Genomic DNA, 17,005 nt, shown 5'->3' with positions numbered 1-17,005 from the left:
CTCGGGGCCGTGAACGAACTCCTGGATCCGCTCCTGCTGTCGAGGTGGCAGTTCGGTCTGACGACGATCTACCACTTCCTCTTCGTGCCGCTGACGATCGGCATGGCCCTGACTGTCGCGATCTTCCAGACCGCCTGGGTGCGGACTTCGAAGATCCACTACCTGCAGCTCACGAAGTTCTTCGGGAAGCTCTTCCTGATCAACTTCGCGATGGGCGTCGTCACCGGCATCGTCCAGGAGTTCCAGTTCGGCATGAACTGGAGCGACTACTCCGATTCGTCGGCGACGTCTTCGGCGCGCCGCTCGCGTTCGAGGGGCTCCTCGCCTTCTTCCTCGAGGCGACCTTCATCGGCCTCTGGATCTTCGGCTGGGACAAGCTCCCCGAGAAGCTGCACCTCGCCACCATCTGGCTGACCTCGCTGGGCACGACGCTCTCGGCGTACTTCATCATCGCCGCGAACGCCTTCATGCAGAACCCGGTCGGCTTCCGGATCAACGAGGCGAAGGGCCGGGCCGAGCTCACCGACATCTGGGCCCTGCTCACCAACAAGGTGGCGCTCGCGGCGTTCCCGCACACGGTCTTCGCCTGCTTCATGGTCTCGGCCGCGGTCATCATCAGCGTCGCCGCGTACCACCTCTCGCGCAGCCAGCACCTCGAGACCATGCGCCCGGCGCTCAAGTTCGGCGCCTGGATGATGATCATCAGCGGCGGTCTCACCCTTCTGACCGGCGACCAGCTCGGCCTCGCGATGGTGGACACCCAGCCGATGAAGATGGCGGCGGCCGAGGCGCTGTACCGCACCTCGACCGGCGTGGACGCCTCGTTCTCGGTCTTCACGTGGGGCACGCCCGACGGCTCGAGCGAGCTGTTCTCGATCCGCATCCCCTACCTGCTGTCGTTCCTCTCGACGCACACGTTCACCGGCACGGTCGAGGGCATCAACGACCTGCAGGCGCAGTACGAGCAGGTCTACGGCCCCGGCGACTACACGCCGATCATCTGGGTCACCTACTGGTCGTTCCGCTGGATGATGGCGCTCGGCGTCCTCGCCATCGGCGTCGCCGCCGCCGGCCTCTGGTTCACCCGCAAGGGCCGCGAGCCGAAGCAGTGGATGTGGCGGATCGCGATCTGGGCCGCTCCGCTGCCCCTGCTCGCGATGATCGTGGGCTGGATCTTCACCGAGATGGGCCGCCAGCCGTGGCTGGTCTTCGGCCTGCTGAAGACCGCCGACGGCGTCTCTCCCGGCGTCAGCGGAGTCGAGGTGCTGATCTCGCTCCTCGCGTTCACCGCGATCTACGGCACCCTCGCGGTCGTCGAGTTCCGGCTCATCAAGCGGGCGGCCCAGGCCGGACCGGACGACGCCCCCGAGATCGACGAGGAGAGCGGTCGCCCGCAGCTCGTCGGCACCGTCTACTAGGAGGCACCACCATGGATCTGCCCACCCTCTGGTTCTGGATCGTCGCCGCGTTCTTCATCGGCTACTTCGTCCTCGACGGCTTCGACTTCGGCGTCGGCATGTCGCTCCCGTTCCTCGGTCGCGACGACACCGACCGCCGGGTCCTCATCAACACCATCGGCCCGGTGTGGGACCTCAACGAGACCTGGGTCATCGTGGCGGGGGCGGCGATGTTCGCGGCGTTCCCCGAGTGGTACGCGACGCTCTTCAGCGGCTTCTACCTGCCGCTGCTGCTGATCCTGCTCGCGCTGATCGCGCGCGGCGTCTCGTTCGAGTACCGCCACCAGCGCCCGGAGGCGGCCTGGAAGACCCGGTTCGACCGCATGATCGTGGTGGGCTCGGCGCTGCCGGCGTTCCTCTGGGGCGTCGCCTTCGCGAACATCGTGCAGGGCGTGCCGCTGGACGCCGACCACAGCTACACCGGCACCGTCTTCGACCTGCTGAACCCCTATGCGCTCCTGGGTGGTCTGACGACCCTCCTGCTGTTCTTCACGCACGGAGTGGTCTTCGTGTCGCTCAAGACGGACGGGGAGATCCGTGAGAGGGCGCGCCGGCTGGCGACGAAGGCGGGGCTGCTCACGATCGTGGTCGCGGCGGTGTTCCTGGCCTGGACGAACCTGCAGTCGGGCACCGGCCCCTCGTGGCTGCTCTCGCTCGCCGCTGCCGGGGCACTGATCCTGGCCTGGGTGGCGAACCTCCGAGGTCAGGAGGGCCGCGCCTTCGGCCTCCTCGCCGGCACGATCGCCCTCGCGGTCCTCGCGCTGTTCACGACGCTGTTCCCCGCGGTGATGCCCGCGTCGAACGACGCGGCGAACAGCCTCACGATCGAGAACGCCTCGAGCACGCCCTATACGCTGACGGTCATGAGCTGGACGGCGCTGGTGTTCGTCCCGCTGATCGTGGGGTACCAGGCCTGGACCTACTGGATCTTCCGCAAGCGCATCACCCGCACGCAGATCCCGGTGGACGCCCACTGACGTGACGCCCGCGACCGGAAGCCCCTCTGACGTGAAGCCCCTCGATCCCCGTCTGCTCCGCTACGCCCGGGCGGCGCGTGCGTTCCTCGTGCTCGGCGGCGCTCCGCGCTCGCCCGCACCCTGGGAGCGATCGCGTTCGCCTGGCTGGTCGCGCAGCTCGTCGCCGGAGCGGTCGACGGCCGATCGGCATCGGCGCTCGGTCCGCTGCTGGGCGGGCTGCTCGGGGTGGTGGCGGTGCGCTCGGCGCTGGCCTGGGCGACCGAGGTCACCGCGGTCCGGGGAGGAGTGGGGGCGAAGGCGCAGCTGCGCGCCGCGGTCCTCGAGGCCGTCGTCGCGCTCGGTCCGTCCGGGCGCTCCGGAATCGGTTCCGGGGGCGACGTCGCGCTGCTGGGCGGCGGGCTCGACGCGCTCGACGGCTACTTCGCCCGCTACCTGCCGCAGCTGATCGCGACGGCGGTGACGACTCCGATCCTCGTCGGCGTGGTCCTGCTCGCCGATCCGCTCAGTGCGCTCTTCCTGGTCGTGACGCTCCCGCTGATCCCGGTCTTCATGATCCTGATCGGCTGGGCGACGCAGGCCGTGCAGAAGCGGCAGTGGGACCGGCTGCAGGCGCTCGCCTCCGGCTTCGTCGACACGGTCGGCGGGCTCGCGACGCTCAAGATCTTCGGGCGGGCGGAGCGCCAGAGCGCCAGGATCCGCGCTCTGACCGAGGAGTACCGCGTGCACACCATGAAGGTGCTGCGCGTGACGTTCGTGAGCGGATTCGTGCTGGAGCTCGCAGGGTCGCTGTCGGTCGCGCTCGTCGCGGTCTCGATCGGCCTGCGGCTGGTCGACGGGTCGCTCGCGCTGGCGGTGGGCCTGTTCGTCCTCGTGCTGGCGCCGGACGTGTTCCTGCCCGTCCGGCAGGTCGGCGCCGAGTTCCACGCGGCGGCCGACGGTGTGCAGGCCGCCGACGCGGCCTTCTCGGTGATCGAGCGCGCGGCGCTCCTGCCCGCGGCGTCCCCTGCTCCCCGCGCGCGCGGCGCCCTCGAGCTGCGGGGGTCGCGGTCGACGACGGAGCGGGACGCGTGCTCGCTCCCGTCGACGCGACGTTCGCCCCGGGCACGATCACGGCGCTGGTCGGAGCGAGCGGATCCGGCAAGTCCACCCTGCTCGGCGTCCTCGCGGGCTTCGTGCCCTCCTCGGAGCCGTCCTCCTCGGCGGGGAGCCGGTCGCGACGCGGTCCGGCCGCGACTGGCTGGCCTGGGCGGGGCAGCGCGCCGATCTGCTGCCCGGCACGGTCGCCTCGAACACCGCCCTCGGCGCGAGGTCGGTGGACGCTGACCGCGTCGAGCAGGCCCTGCGGCTCGCGGCGGTGGACGTCGATCCGTCGCGCCGCGTGGACGCGGAGGGGACGGGCCTCTCGGGCGGGCAGAGCGCCAGGGTGGCCGTCGCGCGCGCCGTGCACCGCCTGCTCGAGCGGGACGGCGCCGTGCTGGCGCTCGACGAGCCGACCGCGGCGCTCGACGACGAGTCGGAGCGCCGGCTGCTCGCCGGACTGCGCTCCCTGGCCGATGACGGCGCGATCGTGATCGTCGCGACGCACCGGCCGGCGACGATCGCCGCCGCCGATGCCGTCCTCGCGCTGTCTCCGGCCGAGGCGGTTCTCCGATGAGGCGCGCCGACGTCCTGCGCGCGGCGATGCCGCCCGCGCGGCGCTTCCTGCCCGGCCTCTCCTTCGGCCTGCTCTCCTCCGCTTCCGTCGTCGCCCTGCTGGCCTGCTCGGCGTGGCTGATCGTCCGCGCGGCGGAGCAGCCGCCGATCCTCTTCCTCTCGATGGCCGTCGTCGGGGTCCGCGCCTTCGCCCTCGCCCGGGCCTTCTTCCGCTACCTCGAGCGGCTGAGCGGTCACGACGCCGCCTTCCGGGCTCTCGCGGACCTTCGGGCCGGCGTCTACGACCGGCTCGTCCCGGTGGCGCCCGACGGGCTCGGCCGGGTGCGCCGCGGCGACCTCGTCTCGCGCGTGGTCGCCGACGTCGACGCTCAGCAGGACGTGCCGCTGCGGATCGTGCAGCCGCTGGTGGTGGCGCTGACCGTGTCGACGCTCGCCGTCGTGGGCGTCTGGCTCCTGCTCCCCGCCGCGGGAGCGGTGCTGCTCGCGCTCCTGCTCGTGGCCTTCGTCGCGGGGGCGCTGGGCTCCGGGCTCGTCTCGGCCCGCGCCGACCGCGAGCTGGCGCCGTTGCGCGGAGAGCTCGCGGAGCGGCTGAACCTGCTGATCACCCGTCTCGACGTCCTGATCGCCTTCGACGCGGCGGAGGGAGCGCTGGCCGACGTCGCCGAGGCGGAGGCGGCCCTCACCCGCGCGGCCCGGCGCCGCGCGATGTCGACGGGACTCGCCGTGGCGATCCTGGCGCTCTGCTCCGGCGGCGCGGTCTGGGCGTCGCTGGCGCTCGGCATCCCCTCGGTGGAGTCGCTCCGGGGGTCCCGCCCTGGGGGTGCTCGCGCTGGTGCCGCTGGCCGTCTTCGAGGTCGTGGCGGTCGCTCCGGCGGCGGTGCAGTCGGCGCGCACGGCTCTCTCGAGCGCGCAGCGTCTCGCGGATCTCGACCGCGAGGCCGCATCCCCGGCCCTCGCGACCGACGCCGACGTCGAACCGCTCGCCCCGGCGCCGCAGGGTGCCGATCTCGCGCTCCGCGACGTGTCGGTCTCGTGGCCGGGCGCCTCCGCTCCGGCGCTGGCGCACGTGACCCTGGATCTGCCCGCGGGCGAGCGGGTGCTCGTGACCGGTGGCAGCGGGTCCGGCAAGACCACGCTCGCCCACGCGCTCGTGCGCTTCCTCGACCACTCCGGTTCGTACCTCGTCGGGGAGTGGAGGCGCGCCTCCTGCCGCAGGCCGACGTGCGGCGCGTGGTCGGCCTGGTCGAGCAGCAGCCCTACCTCTTCGACGACACCATCCGGCAGAACCTGCTCTTCGCACGGCCGTCCGCGTCGGCGGAGGAGCTGGAGGCCGTGCTCGCGCGGGTCGGACTCGCGGGGTGGACCGCGTCCCGCGGCGGGCTGGACGCCCGCGTGGGGGAGCGCGGCTCCCTCGTGTCGGGCGGGCAGGCGCAGCGCCTCGCCCTGGCGCGCGCCCTGCTGGCCGACTTCGCGGTGCTCGTCCTCGACGAGCCCACCGCCTCGGTCGACGCCCCGGTCGCCGACGCGCTGCTCGCGGATCTGCTGGACGCTGCGGGCGGGCGCACGGTGATCCTGATCGCGCACCGCGTGGATCCGTCGCTCTGCTTCGACCGCAGGGTCGTCGTCTCGCGAGGGACCGCCGTCAGCGTGTGACGAGCGCGGCGGCCGGGCGGGCATCCCGCCCTCGGACGCCCAGCGGTCCAGGACCGCGTCCATCCGGGCGCGAGCGCGCCCGTCGAGTGCGTCGCGCAGGGGCCGCACGACGTCCCGGGCGAGCGGATCGACGAGCTCGGCCACCCGGCCGTCGCGCACGAAGCCCTCCAGCCGGGTCAGATCGGAGGCGCGCAGCAGAGCGACACGGGACTGCAGCAGCACCACCGCGGCGAGCCGGTGCTCGAAGACGGGAGGCAGCCAGAGCTCCGAGGCGAGCGCCGTCACGTCGTCGTGGGTCAGCCCGCGGAACTTGTTCAGCGCGTCCCGGACGCTCCCGCGCACCGCTCCGACCGACGCCCCGGTCGAGGTCCAGGTCGTTCCCCAGCCGCTCGCGCACGTCCTGAGCGCGCCACTCGTCGCCCTCGTAGGCCAGGACGGCGCGCAGGAAGTCACCGGCCTCGCTCATACCGCCACTGCGCGAGAGGCGCACGGGCGCCGTCGGAGGCGAGGAGGATCGCGAGCTCCTCGCGCTCGAGCGACGCGACCGGAGCGTGGTCGGCCATCGCGAGGAAGGCGCCGTCGGACGCCTCGTAGCTGCCCGCCCCGCCACCGAGGGTGGCGGGGCGCTCGCCCGCGCCGAGGAAGAGGAGGTAGTCCTCGCCGGGGACGAGGAGGGGCTGCTGCGCGCTGGTGGTCAGCACGCCGTCGAGGACGCCGCCCCACTGCGTGATGACGAGGCGGTCCGGGCTCTCGCCCTTGTGCACGCCGGTCACGTCGAGCACGACCTCGGTGGTGGCGTGGGCGCCTTCCCTGCTCGCCGCCTCCCGCTCCTCCTCGGACGCCTCGGAGAAGGATTCAGGTACGGGTCGTCCCCCTCGAAGACCGGGTGCGCGACGACGTCCGATGTCGAGACGACGGTGCCCTCGACGATCCGGTCGGCGTCCGCCACCAGTTCCTCGAGCTCGTAGTACTGGTACTCGAGGATCGCCTGCGTGGTGCTCGTGACTGCGGGCGCGGCGGGAGCGGTCGCGCATCCTGCGACGAGGAGGGCCGGGAGCAGGAGCACCGCCGGGGCGACGGCACGGGTCGGAGGAGAGGGAGGCACCCCTCCATCCTGCAGGATCGGCAGAGCGCCGTCAGGGCAGGGGGCGGCGGAGCGCGTCCAGGCGGCGACGCCACGCGTCGAGCCGGCCGGGCTCGGCGGCGAGCGCCGGTCCGCCGACCCAGGAGGTCGCCAGGCGCGCCCCGTGCAGGGCGTTGACCACCCACACCTCCCGGCCGTCGAGCGACTCCGGCTCGGTAGGCGCCTCGAGGACATCGACGCCCAGGGCGCCGGCGAGCACCGAGATCGTGCGCGCCGTGACGCTGCGCACGCGCGGGCTGGTGGGCGGAGGGACGACGAGGGTGTCGCCGAGCCACCACAGCACGGCGCTCGTCGCGCCGTCGAGGATCGCGCCGTCGGCGTCGAGGATCACGGCCTCGTCGGCGCCGTTCGCGATCGCCCGCGATCGCAGGAGCGCGAGCCGGGCGATGTCCGGACCCTTCCACTCCGGGACGCGCCGCGGGTCGACGGGGCTGGTCCAGAGGGCGACCGTGCGGGTGCGGGGCGGGGCGGGGCGCAGCCGCAGGCGCAGTCCGCCGGAGTCGAGCTCGACGCGGGGGAAGAGGTCGCCGGTGCGGGAGAGCGGCGACGGCCGCGTCGAAGAAGGCGCCGGCGTCGGCCGGGCCGCGGGCCGCCGAGACCGCGCCCAGGAAGCGCTCGCGGTGCAGGTCGAGTCCGCGCACGCGGCCCTCGGAGACGAGCCACGAGTCGGCGGCGAGGAGCGGGGTGCTCGACGGCTCGCGCGGGGCGCCGAGCTCCCGCCCGTCCCAGTCCCGCATCTGCTCGTCGTCCACGACGGCCTACGCTAGCCCAGTGGTCGGCGCCCCGCTCTTCGAGGACCTGCACGAGGTGGTCCTGCCGTGGGTGGACCCCGAGCGGGCGTTCCTCGCCCTGTACCGCGACTGCGAGGCCGCCTTCTGGCTCGATTCAGGGGCGGGCCTGGGCCGGTCCTTCCAGGGCTCCTGCGCGCCGTCCGAGGCGATCGTCGTCGAGGCCGGCGGCGACGTGCCGGAGGCGCTCGCCCGCGTCGATGCGGAGTCGACGGGCGGCGACCGCGCGCTCGGCCGTTACGGCTGGCTCTCGTACGAGGCGGGCGCGCCCTTCGTCGCGCTGCCCGTCCCCGAGGCGTCCGCCGACGCGCCTCCGGCCCTCGTGCTCCTGCGCGGCGACCCCGTGCTCGAGTTCGACCACGCCGCGCAGTCGCTCCGGGTCGTGTCCTCCCCGCCCCGGCGGAAGGAGGCGGACCGCCTCGCCGCGGCGCTGACGGCGCTCGCCGAAGAGCCCCTCGCGGATCCCGCTCCCGCCGAGCCCGTGTCCGGAGTCCGCTGGCGGCACGGGCGCGACGCCTATCTCGAGCTGATCCGCCTCTGCCAGGCCGCGATCCGCGCCGGCGACGCCTATCAGCTCTGCCTCACCAACGAGGTGGTCATCGAGGGCTCCTTCGACGCCGTCGAGTGCTACCGGCGGCTGCGACGCTGGAGTCCGAGCCACCACGGCGGTCTGATCCGCTTCGGCGGGCGCTCCCTCGTCAGCGCCTCGCCCGAGCGCTTCCTGACGCGCGAGGCGGGCGGACGCGCGGCGACGCATCCGATCAAGGGCACCCGCCCCCGCGGTCGCGACGCCGCCGAGGACGAGGCCCTGCGTGAGGAGCTGCTCTCCAGCGTCAAGGAGCGCGCCGAGAACGTCATGATCGTCGACCTCGTCCGCAACGATCTGGCCCGCATCGCGAGTCCCGGCTCTCTGCGCGTGGACCGGCTGCTCGAGGTCGAGACCTACCCGCACGTGCACCAGCTGGTCAGCGAGGTGTCGGCGCTGCCGGCCGAGGGAGTGGGGCCCGCGGCGTTGATCGCCGCGACCTTCCCCGCCGGCTCGATGACGGGAGCGCCCAAGCGCCGTGCCGTCGAGCTGCTGCGCGAGTGGGAGCAGGGGCCGCGCGGCGTCTACTCCGGCGCGTTCGGGAGGATCGGCGCCGACGGCTCGCTGGATCTGGCGATGACGATCCGGAGCCTCGTGATCGAGCCGGAGCGGGCACGGCTGGGCACCGGCGGCGGCATCACCGTCCTCTCGGTGCCCGAGGAGGAGGTCGAGGAGACGCGGCTGAAGGCGCGCGCGCTGCTCGCCGCGCTCGGAGTGCCCCCGGAGGTCGCGGAGGATTCGTCGCCCGGTCGCTAGGGGCCAGTAGGGTGGTTCGTCGGACGCCGCCCCCGGGGGCCGTGCGCGTCCTCCCCACCCTGATGAAGTAGGACACACCTGTGGCAGACGAGACCTCCCAGCACACCGGCGCGAACGACGAGGACCGCTACGACTTCCGCGCGCTTCAAGAGAAGTGGCTGCCGATCTGGGAGGAGACCCGCCCGTTCTCGACGGACCTCCCCGACGACAAGCGCCCCCGCAAGTACGTGCTCGACATGTTCCCGTACCCCTCGGGCGACCTGCACATGGGCCATGCCGAGGCGTACGCGCTCGGCGACGTCATCGCGCGCTACTGGCGCCAGCAGGGCTTCAACGTGCTCCACCCGATCGGCTGGGACAGCTTCGGCCTGCCCGCCGAGAACGCGGCGATCAAGCGCGGACTGAACCCCGTCACCTGGACCTACGACAACATCGAGCAGCAGAAGCGCTCGATGAAGCGCTACGCCGCCTCCTTCGACTGGGACCGCGTCATCCACACGTCCGACCCGGACTACTACAAGTGGAACCAGTGGCTGTTCCTGAAGATGTACGAGAAGGGCCTGGCCTACCGCAAGGACAGCTGGGTCAACTGGGACCCGGTGGACCAGACGGTCCTCGCCAACGAGCAGGTCCTCGCCGACGGCACGTCCGAGCGCTCGGGCGCCGTCGTGGTCAAGAAGAAGCTCACCCAGTGGTACTTCAAGATCACCGACTACGCCGACCGCCTGCTGGACGACCTCAACCAGCTCGAGGGCTCCTGGCCGTCGAAGGTCATTGCGATGCAGCGCAACTGGATCGGCCGCTCCATCGGCGCCGACGTCGAGTTCGAGATCGAGGGCCGCGACGAGCGCGTCACCGTCTTCACGACGCGCCCCGACACGCTCTACGGCGCGACCTTCATGGTCGTCGCCCCCGACTCCGACCTCGCGACCGAGCTGGTCGAGGGCGCGGAGCCGGAGCTCCGGGAGGCGTTCCGGTCGTACCTCGAGAAGGTGCAGAAATCGAGCGAGATCGAGCGCCTCACCGCCGACCGCCCCAAGACCGGCGTGTTCCTCGGCCGCTACGCGGTCAACCCGGTGAACGGCGAGCGGCTGCCGATCTGGGCCGCCGACTACGTGCTGTCCGACTACGGCCACGGCGCGGTCATGGCCGTGCCCGCGCACGACCAGCGCGACCTCGACTTCGCCCGCGCCTTCGACCTGCCGGTCCGCGTCGTCGTCGACACCTCCGCACCCGTCACCGGTGCGATCCCCGTCATCCCCGAGGACCCGGAGGAGCTCGCAGCTCTCGAGGCGCGCTACTCCGCCGATCCCGCGGTCACCGGCGAGGCGCTGACCGGCGACGGACGCCTGATGAACTCGGGCCCGCTCGACGGACTCTCCAAGCGCACCGCGATCGAGCGCGTGATCAAGCTGCTCGAGGAGCGCGGCCGCGGCCGCTCGGCAAAGAACTACCGCCTGCGCGACTGGCTGATCTCGCGCCAGCGCTACTGGGGAACGCCCATCCCGATCATCCACGGCGAGAACGGCGAGCTGATCCCCGTGCCCGAGGACCAGCTGCCGGTGGTGCTCCCGCCGACCGAGGGCCTCGACCTGCAGCCCAAGGGCTCGTCGCCGCTCGGTGCGGCGGAGGACTGGGTGAACGTGCCGAACCCCGTCGACGGCACCCTGCGCGCCGCGACCCGGACACGATGGACACGTTCGTCGACTCCTCCTGGTACTTCCTCCGCTTCCTCTCGCCCAAGGACGACACGCAGGCGTTCGACCCCAAGCTCGCCGAGAAGTGGGCGCCCGTCGACCAGTACGTCGGAGGCGTGACGCACGCCATCCTGCACCTGCTGTACGCGCGGTTCATCACCAAGGTGCTCTTCGACCTCGGCTACGTGTCCTTCACCGAGCCGTTCACGGCGCTGCTCAACCAGGGCATGGTGCAGATGGACGGCGCCGCGATGTCGAAGTCCAAGGGCAACATCGTGCGCTTGTCGGAGCAGCTCGACGAGTACGGCGTGGACGCGGTGCGCCTCACCATGGCGTTCGCCGGACCGCCCGAGGACGACATCGACTGGGCCGACGTCTCGCCGTCCGGAAGCGCGAAGTTCCTCGCCCGCGCCTGGCGTCTCGCGAAGGACGTCACCTCGAAGCCCGACATCGAGTGGAAGAACGGCGACGCCGCACTGCGACGCCAGACGCACCGGTTCCTCGCGGAGTCGCCGTCGCTCATCGAGGCGTTCAAGTTCAACGTCGTCGTGGCCCGCCTGATGGAGCTCGTCAACGCGACCCGCAAGACGATCGACTCGGGAGCCGGAGGCGGCGACGCCGCGGTGCGCGAGGCCACCGAGGTCATCGCGATGGCGCTCAACCTGTTCGCGCCGTACACGGCCGAGGACATGTGGAACCGCCTGGGCTACCAGGGCCCCGTCGCGCACGTCGTCTGGCGGAAGGCCGACGCGACGCTGCTCGTCGAGGAGAAGGTCACCGCGATCCTCCAGGTCGACGGCAAGGTGCGCGACCGCCTCGAGGTCTCGCCCAAGATCTCGTCGGACGAGCTCGAGGAGAAGGCGCGGGCCACGGCCGGCGTCGCGCGCGCTCTGGTCGGCCGCGAGGTCGTCAAGGCGATCGTGCGCGCACCGCGCCTGGTGAACCTGGTGACGAAGGCCGTCTAGCTCTCCGTCTCGAGGGCGCGAGTCCGCGTCCGGCCGCAGGGGCTCCTCCACATCGGAGGGGCCGCGCGTCGTCCACGGATGAGTGCTGCCGGTCCGCTCGGCCGGTCGCTGCGCTCCTAGCGTTCTCGGATGCAGCAGAGCGACGGGACGGAGGAACTGGCGCTCCTCCTGCGCCCGCGGCGGCCCCGGGCCCGCTGGCGGATCGGGACGGGGGTCGCCGTCGTGCTGGTGCTCGCCGCGGCGGTGATCGCCGTGCTGCTCGCCGGGGCGCAGGCGAGCGGTCGGACGAGATGCTGCCGGCGGTCTCCGCGGCGCAGAGCGGAGCACCGTCCGCAGCGCCCTCCTCCGCGGCGTCGTCGACGCTCTACGTGCACGTCGCGGGAGAGGTCGCGTCGCCCGGGCTCTACCTGCTGACGGACGGTGCGCGGGTCGCGGACGCTCTCGCGGCAGCGGGCGGGGCGACGGAGTCGGCCGATCCGGACGCCGTCAACCTCGCGCGCCGCGTGGTCGACGGGGAGCAGCTGCTGGTGCCCGCGGTCGGCGCGGTTCCGGCGGCGGGTGCCGCGCCGGGAGCGGCGGCCGCCTCCGGCCCGGTCAGTCTCAGCACCGCCACAGCCGCGCAGCTCGAGGAGCTGCCGGAGGTGGGGCCCGCGACCGCGGCGAAGATCGTCGCCTACCGCGAGGCCAACGGGCCCTTCAGCTCCGTCGATCAGCTGCTCGAGGTTCCGGGGATCGGCGAGAAGACCCTCGAGGCCTTCCGCGACCAGGTGGGGCCGTGAGGGCGGCCGACCTCCGGCTCGCGCCGATCGCCCTCGCGACGTGGACGGCCTCGGCCTCGTGCGGACTGCTGCCGATCTCCGTCGTCCTCGGCAGCGGCGCGGGGATCGTCACGACGGCCTGGGTACTCGTGGTCGTCGGGCTGCTCGTGGCGGCGCGGACGCGCAGAGCGGTCCTCGCGGTCGTCGCCGTCTCGCTCGCCGGAGCCGCCCTGGCGGTCACCGCGGTCGTCCTCTCGGCTCCGGGACGGCATCCGGAGCCGCTCGTGCGGGCGGCCGAGGAGCGGACGCGGATCGAGTTGGAGGTCGGGGTCGAGACAGCGGCCCGGCCTCTCGCCACCGGCGGCGTCTGGTTCGACGCGGTCGCGCTCTCGGTCCGAGGCGCTGCGACCGCCGCACCCGTGCGCGTGTTCCTGGCCGATCCCGGCGGACGGGTCCCCGTCGGCTCCGAGCTGCTGCTCGGGTGAGGGCGGACGGCGGAGGGGACGATCCTGTGGCGCAGCGCACCCTCGTCACCGCGTCGGCGGTCCTGGGCAGGCGACCGCCTGCGGGAGTCGCCGGTGCCGCCGAGGTCCTGCGGTCCCGCTTCCTCGCCCGCACCGCGGTGCTCGGCGGAGACGTCGCCGGGCTGCTGCCCGGGCTCGCGACCGGCGACACGACCGCCCTGCCGGCCGATCTCGAGGAGGACATGCGGACCGCGTCGCTCACCCACCTCACGGCCGTGTCCGGCGCGAACTGCGCCGTGGTCGTCGTCTCGGGCTGGACGCTCGCCTCCCTCCTCGGAGCGAGCCGGCTGCTCCGGACGCTCGCGGCCCTCGCCGCGCTCGCCGCCTTCGTGGTCCTCGTCACGCCGGAGCCGAGTGTGGTGCGCGCCGCGGCGATGGCGACCGTGGTCCTCCTGGCCCGCCTGAGTCGGCGATCGGGAGCGGCCGTGCCGGCGCTGCTGCTGAGCGTCGTCGTGCTCGTGGTGGCCGATCCGAGCATCGCGGGGAAGCTCGGCTTCGTGCTGTCCGTCCTCGCCACGGCCGGTCGCTGCTGCTCGCCGAGCCCCTGATGCGCCGGCTCGCCGAGATCCTGCCCCGTCCCCTCGCCCTCGTCCTCGCCGTGCCGACGGCCGCGCAGCTCGCCTGCCAGCCCGTCGTGCTGCTCGTCGACCCGTCCGTCCCCGTATACGGGATCCTCGCGAACCTGCTCGCCGAGCCCGCCGCTCCGCTCGCCACCGGGCTCGGGCTGGTCGGCTGCCTGCTCGCGCCGTGGTGGCCGTCCGCGGCCGACGTCGCGATCCGCCTGGCCGCGGTGCCCACCTGGTGGATCGCGTCGATCGCCCGCGCCGTGTCGGGCTGGCCGTCACCGCGGCTCGCCTGGTGGCCGGGCTCGTCGGGGTGCTCGCGCTGACCGTGCTGACCGTGCTGGCGCTGCTCCTGCTGACGCGCTCGCGCCGGTGGGCGGCGGCACGACGGGTGATCGCCGCCGGTCTGGCCGCTCTGCTCGTCGCCGGAGCGGCCTCCACTCTCGCCACGCCACTCCTGCGCTCCGCGTCGGTGCCCGAGGACTGGCGCGTGGCCATGTGCGACGTGGGTCAGGGCGACGCGATCCTGCTCCGGGGGGACGCGGGCGTGCTGCTCGTGGACGCCGGCCCGCTGCCGGAGCGGCTCGACGCCTGCCTCGACCTGCTCGGCGTCGAGCGCGTCGCGCTGCTCGTGCTGACCCACTACGACCTCGACCACGTGGGAGGGCTGGAGGCGGTGGTCGGTCGGGTGGATGCCGCGCTCGTCGGCCCCGCCGTCGAGCCCGAGGACGAGCGCGACCGGCGGGCGCTCCGGGAGGGAGGGGCGGAGGTGCGCGAGACGGCACGGGGCGAGGAGGGAGCGCTCGGGTCCCTCCGCTGGCGCGTGCTGTGGCCCGAGCAGGGGAGTGCGCTGAGCAGCAACGCCGCGAGCGTCACCGTGCGCGTCGACATCCGACCGGACTCGATCGGCGGCGCGCTGTCGATCGCGCTCCTGGGCGATCTGGGGGCGGAGGAGCAGGGCCGGCTCGCGCGCCTGGCGCCGGAGCAGGTGGACGTGGTCAAGGTCGCCCACCACGGATCGTCCGACCAGGCGCCCGCGCTGTACGACGCCCTCGCCGCGCGCCTCGGTCTGGTCTCGGTCGGAGCGGACAACGACTACGGGCATCCCGCTCCGTCACTGCTCTCGCTCCTCGCCGAGCGCGGGGTCGAGGCGCTGAGGTCGGATGTCGAGGGTACGGTCGTCCTGGCGTCGCGGCCGGACGGGATCGCGGTGTGGGCGAGCGGCGCAGCGGCGGTCCCGGCGGCCGCGGGCGGGCACGGGCAGACCGTAGGGTGGATGGCGCTCGAACGGGCGGGCGACGGCGATCGCAGGACGGAAGGACGACGGCATGGCAGGCAGAGCCCCCTCGCGCGCGAAGGCGGCGCCCTCGAAGGCGGCGATCCCGCAGCTCGCGTGGAACGAGACGCGGCCCGCTCCCGTGGTGCTGATCACCGGCCCCGAGCAGTTCCTCGCCGATCGCGCCCTGCGGTTCCTCCGCGAGTTCCTCCGCGCCGAGGATCCCAGCCTCGAGGTCAGCGACATCGACGCCGGCGGCTACGCGCCCGGCGAGCTGCTGACGCTCGCGAGCCCGTCCCTGTTCGACGAGCCGCGCCTCATCCGCGTCTCGAACGTCGAGAAGTGCACCGACGCGTTCCTCATCGAGGCCGTCGAGTACCTCGCGGCGCCCGCCGACGGAGCGACCGTGGTGCTGCGGCACGGCGGCGGCAACCGCGGCAAGAAGCTCCTCGACGCCATCCGCTCGGGCAGTGGAGGCGGCATCGAGATCGTCTGCGCCGAGCTCAAGCGCGAGAGCGACAAGGTCGACTTCGCCGTCGCCGAGTTCCGCACCGCCGGCCGCACCGCGACGACCGGTGCCGTCCGTGCCCTGGTGTCGGCGTTCTCGGACGACCTCGACGAGCTCGCGTCCGCCTGCCAGCAGCTCATCTCGGACGCCTCGGGAGAGATCACCGAGGCGACCGTCGCGAGAAGTACTACGGCGGCCGGGTCGAGACGACCGCGTTCACCGTCGCCGACTCCGCGATCGCCGGCCGCCACGGGGAGGCGCTGCTGGGCCTCCGGCACGCGCTCGCGTCCGGCGCCGACCCGGTGCCGATCGTCGCCGCGTTCGCCAGCAAGCTCCGCACGATGGCGAAGGTCGCCGGTTCCCGCGAGGGCTCCGGCCAGATCGCCTCGCGCCTGGGCCTCGCCCCTGGCAGGTCGACCGAGCGCGCCGCGACCTCCAGGGCTGGACCGGCGACGGCCTGGGCACCGCGATCGAGACCGTCGCCGACGCCGACGCGAACGTCAAGGGCGGCGGCCGCGACCCCGTCTACGCCCTCGAGCGCATGGTCTCCGTCATCTCCGCCCGCGGGCTGCACCCCTGAGGAGGGGGGCTGGGGGCTCGGGGGGCTGGGGTCTCTGGGTCTCTGGGTCTCTGGGTCTCGGTACGCCCCTGCGGGGCTGCTCGACCACCGGGTACGGAGGCGGAGGCTCAGGGGCGCGCTGCTCCGTCCGCGAGCGGTGCGCCCATCCCTCGTTGCCCTCCCCGCGAGCGGCGCTCCCGCTCGCGCCTCTCTGCTGATCCAGTAGTCCGCGCACCGGACGTCTCGGGATCCCCCGCACTCCCGGAGTCGCCGGGTCTCGATACGCCCCTGCGGGGCTACTCGACCAGCAAGGGTGAGGTCTCGACACGCCCTTGAGGGCCTGCACGACCAGCAAGGGTGGAGGGCCCGATCCGCCCCTGCGGGCCTACTCGACCAGCGAGGGTGCAGGTCTCGTCGACACGCGACCGCCGCACCGCTGGAACATCCTCATCACCCCACGCCCCCGCAGGACCACCCGACCCGCGCAGCGGGAGCCCCCCTCGACCAGCCGCACGCCCCGCAGCGTCACCGCCGATCCGCGTCCCAGCGGATCGCCGTACGCGGAACGCACCACGCTCCTCTCACCGCGACCCCCTCCGCGAGCCGACCGCGCGACGGACGACGAGGAACGAGGAGTCCGTCGACCGCGAAGCGGAAACGACGAAGGGTCCGGCCATCGGCCGGACCCTTCGTCGTTGCAGCGAAGCGCAGTATTCCAGCGCAGCGACCTGCTTCGCGATGGCCGACTTGCGGTTCGCGGCCTGGTTCTTGTGGATGACGCCCTTGCTGGCGGCCTTGTCGAGCTTCTTGGCGGCGAACGCGAGGGCGGTCGCGGCCTGGGCGGCGTCGCCGGCGGCGATGGCGGTGTGGACCGAGCGGACGGCGGTCTTGAGCTGGCTCTTGACGGCCTTGTTGCGGTCGTTCGCCTTCTTGTTCGTGAGGTTGCGCTTGATCTGCGACTTGATGTTTGCCACGTGGATTACCTTCTTCTCGGATGTGCGTGTGTGCAGCCGGCTACTCGTCGGAGTGCCCCTTCCGGGCGGCGCGGGCCGTCCCGGTGCGACTGGAGGTCGCCGGCTTCTGATCACTCCACGTACGCCGGGGGTGCCGGTGGTGGAGCGCAAGCCAACAAGGAACTTTA

At 73.0% G+C, this 17,005-nt stretch carries 12 protein-coding genes and 9 pseudogenes; 16 read left to right on the top strand and 5 right to left on the bottom strand.

Features of this window, described 5'->3' with window-relative positions:
• Positions 1-9 precede the first annotated feature (9 nt).
• From AC0CII_RS07135 to AC0CII_RS07105, 7 genes and pseudogenes are all read left to right on the top strand, one after another.
• Positions 10-1,418: pseudogene (locus AC0CII_RS07135) on the top strand (cytochrome ubiquinol oxidase subunit I).
• A gap of 11 nt (positions 1,419-1,429) precedes the next feature.
• Entirely contained in the window at positions 1,430-2,434 is a 1,005-nt protein-coding gene (gene cydB / locus AC0CII_RS07130; protein ID WP_465228962.1) for a cytochrome d ubiquinol oxidase subunit II, read from the top strand.
• A 120-nt stretch (positions 2,435-2,554) separates the two neighbouring features.
• Positions 2,555-3,244, top strand: a pseudogene (locus AC0CII_RS07125) (ABC transporter transmembrane domain-containing protein); the annotation flags it as partial.
• A gap of 257 nt (positions 3,245-3,501) precedes the next feature.
• Positions 3,502-3,567 (top strand): annotated as a pseudogene (locus AC0CII_RS07120) (hypothetical protein); the annotation flags it as partial.
• Positions 3,567-4,088: an ATP-binding cassette domain-containing protein gene (locus AC0CII_RS07115; protein WP_465229088.1), complete on the top strand. Its 522-nt coding sequence runs from the start codon at positions 3,567-3,569 to the stop codon at positions 4,086-4,088. The pseudogene AC0CII_RS07120 and the gene AC0CII_RS07115, both read left to right, overlap by 1 nt.
• Positions 4,089-4,907: 819 nt before the next feature.
• A pseudogene (locus AC0CII_RS07110) lies at positions 4,908-5,210 on the top strand (thiol reductant ABC exporter subunit CydC); the annotation flags it as partial.
• A complete protein-coding gene (locus AC0CII_RS07105; RefSeq protein ID WP_465229087.1) occupies positions 5,120-5,740 on the top strand; it encodes an ATP-binding cassette domain-containing protein in 621 nt (206 codons plus the stop codon). The pseudogene AC0CII_RS07110 and the gene AC0CII_RS07105, both read left to right, overlap by 91 nt.
• Before the next feature lie 96 nt (positions 5,741-5,836).
• On the opposite strand, the pseudogene AC0CII_RS07100 reads toward AC0CII_RS07105, so the two are convergent.
• From AC0CII_RS07100 to AC0CII_RS07085, 4 genes and pseudogenes are all read right to left on the bottom strand, one after another.
• A pseudogene (locus AC0CII_RS07100) lies at positions 5,837-6,082 on the bottom strand (DNA alkylation repair protein); the annotation flags it as partial.
• Positions 6,083-6,189: 107 nt separating this feature from the next.
• A complete protein-coding gene (locus AC0CII_RS07095; protein WP_465225641.1) occupies positions 6,190-6,522 on the bottom strand; it encodes a hypothetical protein in 333 nt (110 codons plus the stop codon).
• On the bottom strand, positions 6,510-6,806 hold the full coding sequence (locus AC0CII_RS07090; RefSeq protein ID WP_465228961.1) for a hypothetical protein: 297 nt from the start codon (positions 6,804-6,806) through the stop codon (positions 6,510-6,512). The genes AC0CII_RS07095 and AC0CII_RS07090 overlap by 13 nt, the downstream gene beginning before the upstream one ends.
• Positions 6,807-6,876: 70 nt before the next feature.
• The gene (locus AC0CII_RS07085) at positions 6,877-7,362 is read right to left on the bottom strand and encodes an aminotransferase class IV (RefSeq protein WP_465229086.1); all 486 of its coding nucleotides are present in this window, start codon (positions 7,360-7,362) and stop codon (positions 6,877-6,879) included.
• 52 nt (positions 7,363-7,414) lie between these two features.
• Between AC0CII_RS07085 and AC0CII_RS07080 the strand changes: the two genes are divergently transcribed.
• The 9 genes and pseudogenes from AC0CII_RS07080 (at position 7,415) to holA (ending at position 15,885) form a co-directional block, all read left to right on the top strand.
• Positions 7,415-7,651 carry a hypothetical protein gene (locus tag AC0CII_RS07080; RefSeq protein WP_465228960.1) on the top strand — a complete coding sequence of 79 codons (237 nt, stop codon included), beginning with the start codon at positions 7,415-7,417 and terminating at the stop codon, positions 7,649-7,651.
• Between the two features lie 4 nt (positions 7,652-7,655).
• A complete protein-coding gene (locus tag AC0CII_RS07075) occupies positions 7,656-9,014 on the top strand; it encodes an anthranilate synthase component I family protein (protein ID WP_465225644.1) in 1,359 nt (452 codons plus the stop codon).
• A gap of 80 nt (positions 9,015-9,094) precedes the next feature.
• Positions 9,095-11,676 (top strand): annotated as a pseudogene (gene leuS / locus AC0CII_RS07070) (leucine--tRNA ligase).
• A 290-nt stretch (positions 11,677-11,966) separates the two neighbouring features.
• Positions 11,967-12,455: a ComEA family DNA-binding protein gene (locus AC0CII_RS07065; RefSeq protein WP_465228959.1), complete on the top strand. Its 489-nt coding sequence runs from the start codon at positions 11,967-11,969 to the stop codon at positions 12,453-12,455.
• Positions 12,452-12,919 (top strand): hypothetical protein, encoded by a 468-nt coding sequence (locus AC0CII_RS07060; RefSeq protein WP_465228958.1) that lies wholly within the window; start codon positions 12,452-12,454, stop codon positions 12,917-12,919. Before AC0CII_RS07065 ends, AC0CII_RS07060 begins: the two co-directional genes overlap by 4 nt.
• Before the next feature lie 26 nt (positions 12,920-12,945).
• Positions 12,946-13,506, top strand: a complete 561-nt coding sequence (locus AC0CII_RS07055) for a ComEC/Rec2 family competence protein (protein WP_465228957.1) — start codon at positions 12,946-12,948, stop codon at positions 13,504-13,506.
• The gene (locus tag AC0CII_RS07050; protein ID WP_465228956.1) at positions 13,506-13,847 is read left to right on the top strand and encodes a ComEC/Rec2 family competence protein; all 342 of its coding nucleotides are present in this window, start codon (positions 13,506-13,508) and stop codon (positions 13,845-13,847) included. The genes AC0CII_RS07055 and AC0CII_RS07050 overlap by 1 nt, the downstream gene beginning before the upstream one ends.
• A 170-nt stretch (positions 13,848-14,017) precedes the next feature.
• Positions 14,018-14,263 (top strand): annotated as a pseudogene (locus AC0CII_RS07045) (MBL fold metallo-hydrolase); the annotation flags it as partial.
• Between the two features lie 586 nt (positions 14,264-14,849).
• A pseudogene (gene holA / locus AC0CII_RS07040) lies at positions 14,850-15,885 on the top strand (DNA polymerase III subunit delta).
• A 695-nt stretch (positions 15,886-16,580) separates the two neighbouring features.
• On the opposite strand, the pseudogene rpsT reads toward holA, so the two are convergent.
• A pseudogene (gene rpsT / locus AC0CII_RS07035) lies at positions 16,581-16,838 on the bottom strand (30S ribosomal protein S20); the annotation flags it as partial.
• Between the last annotated feature and the right edge of the window lie 167 nt (positions 16,839-17,005).

This window comes from Rathayibacter sp. AC182 (genome assembly GCF_979253875.1).
The sequence above is the reverse complement of the archived record's forward strand: the minus strand, read 5'-3'. Positions and strand labels throughout refer to the sequence as shown.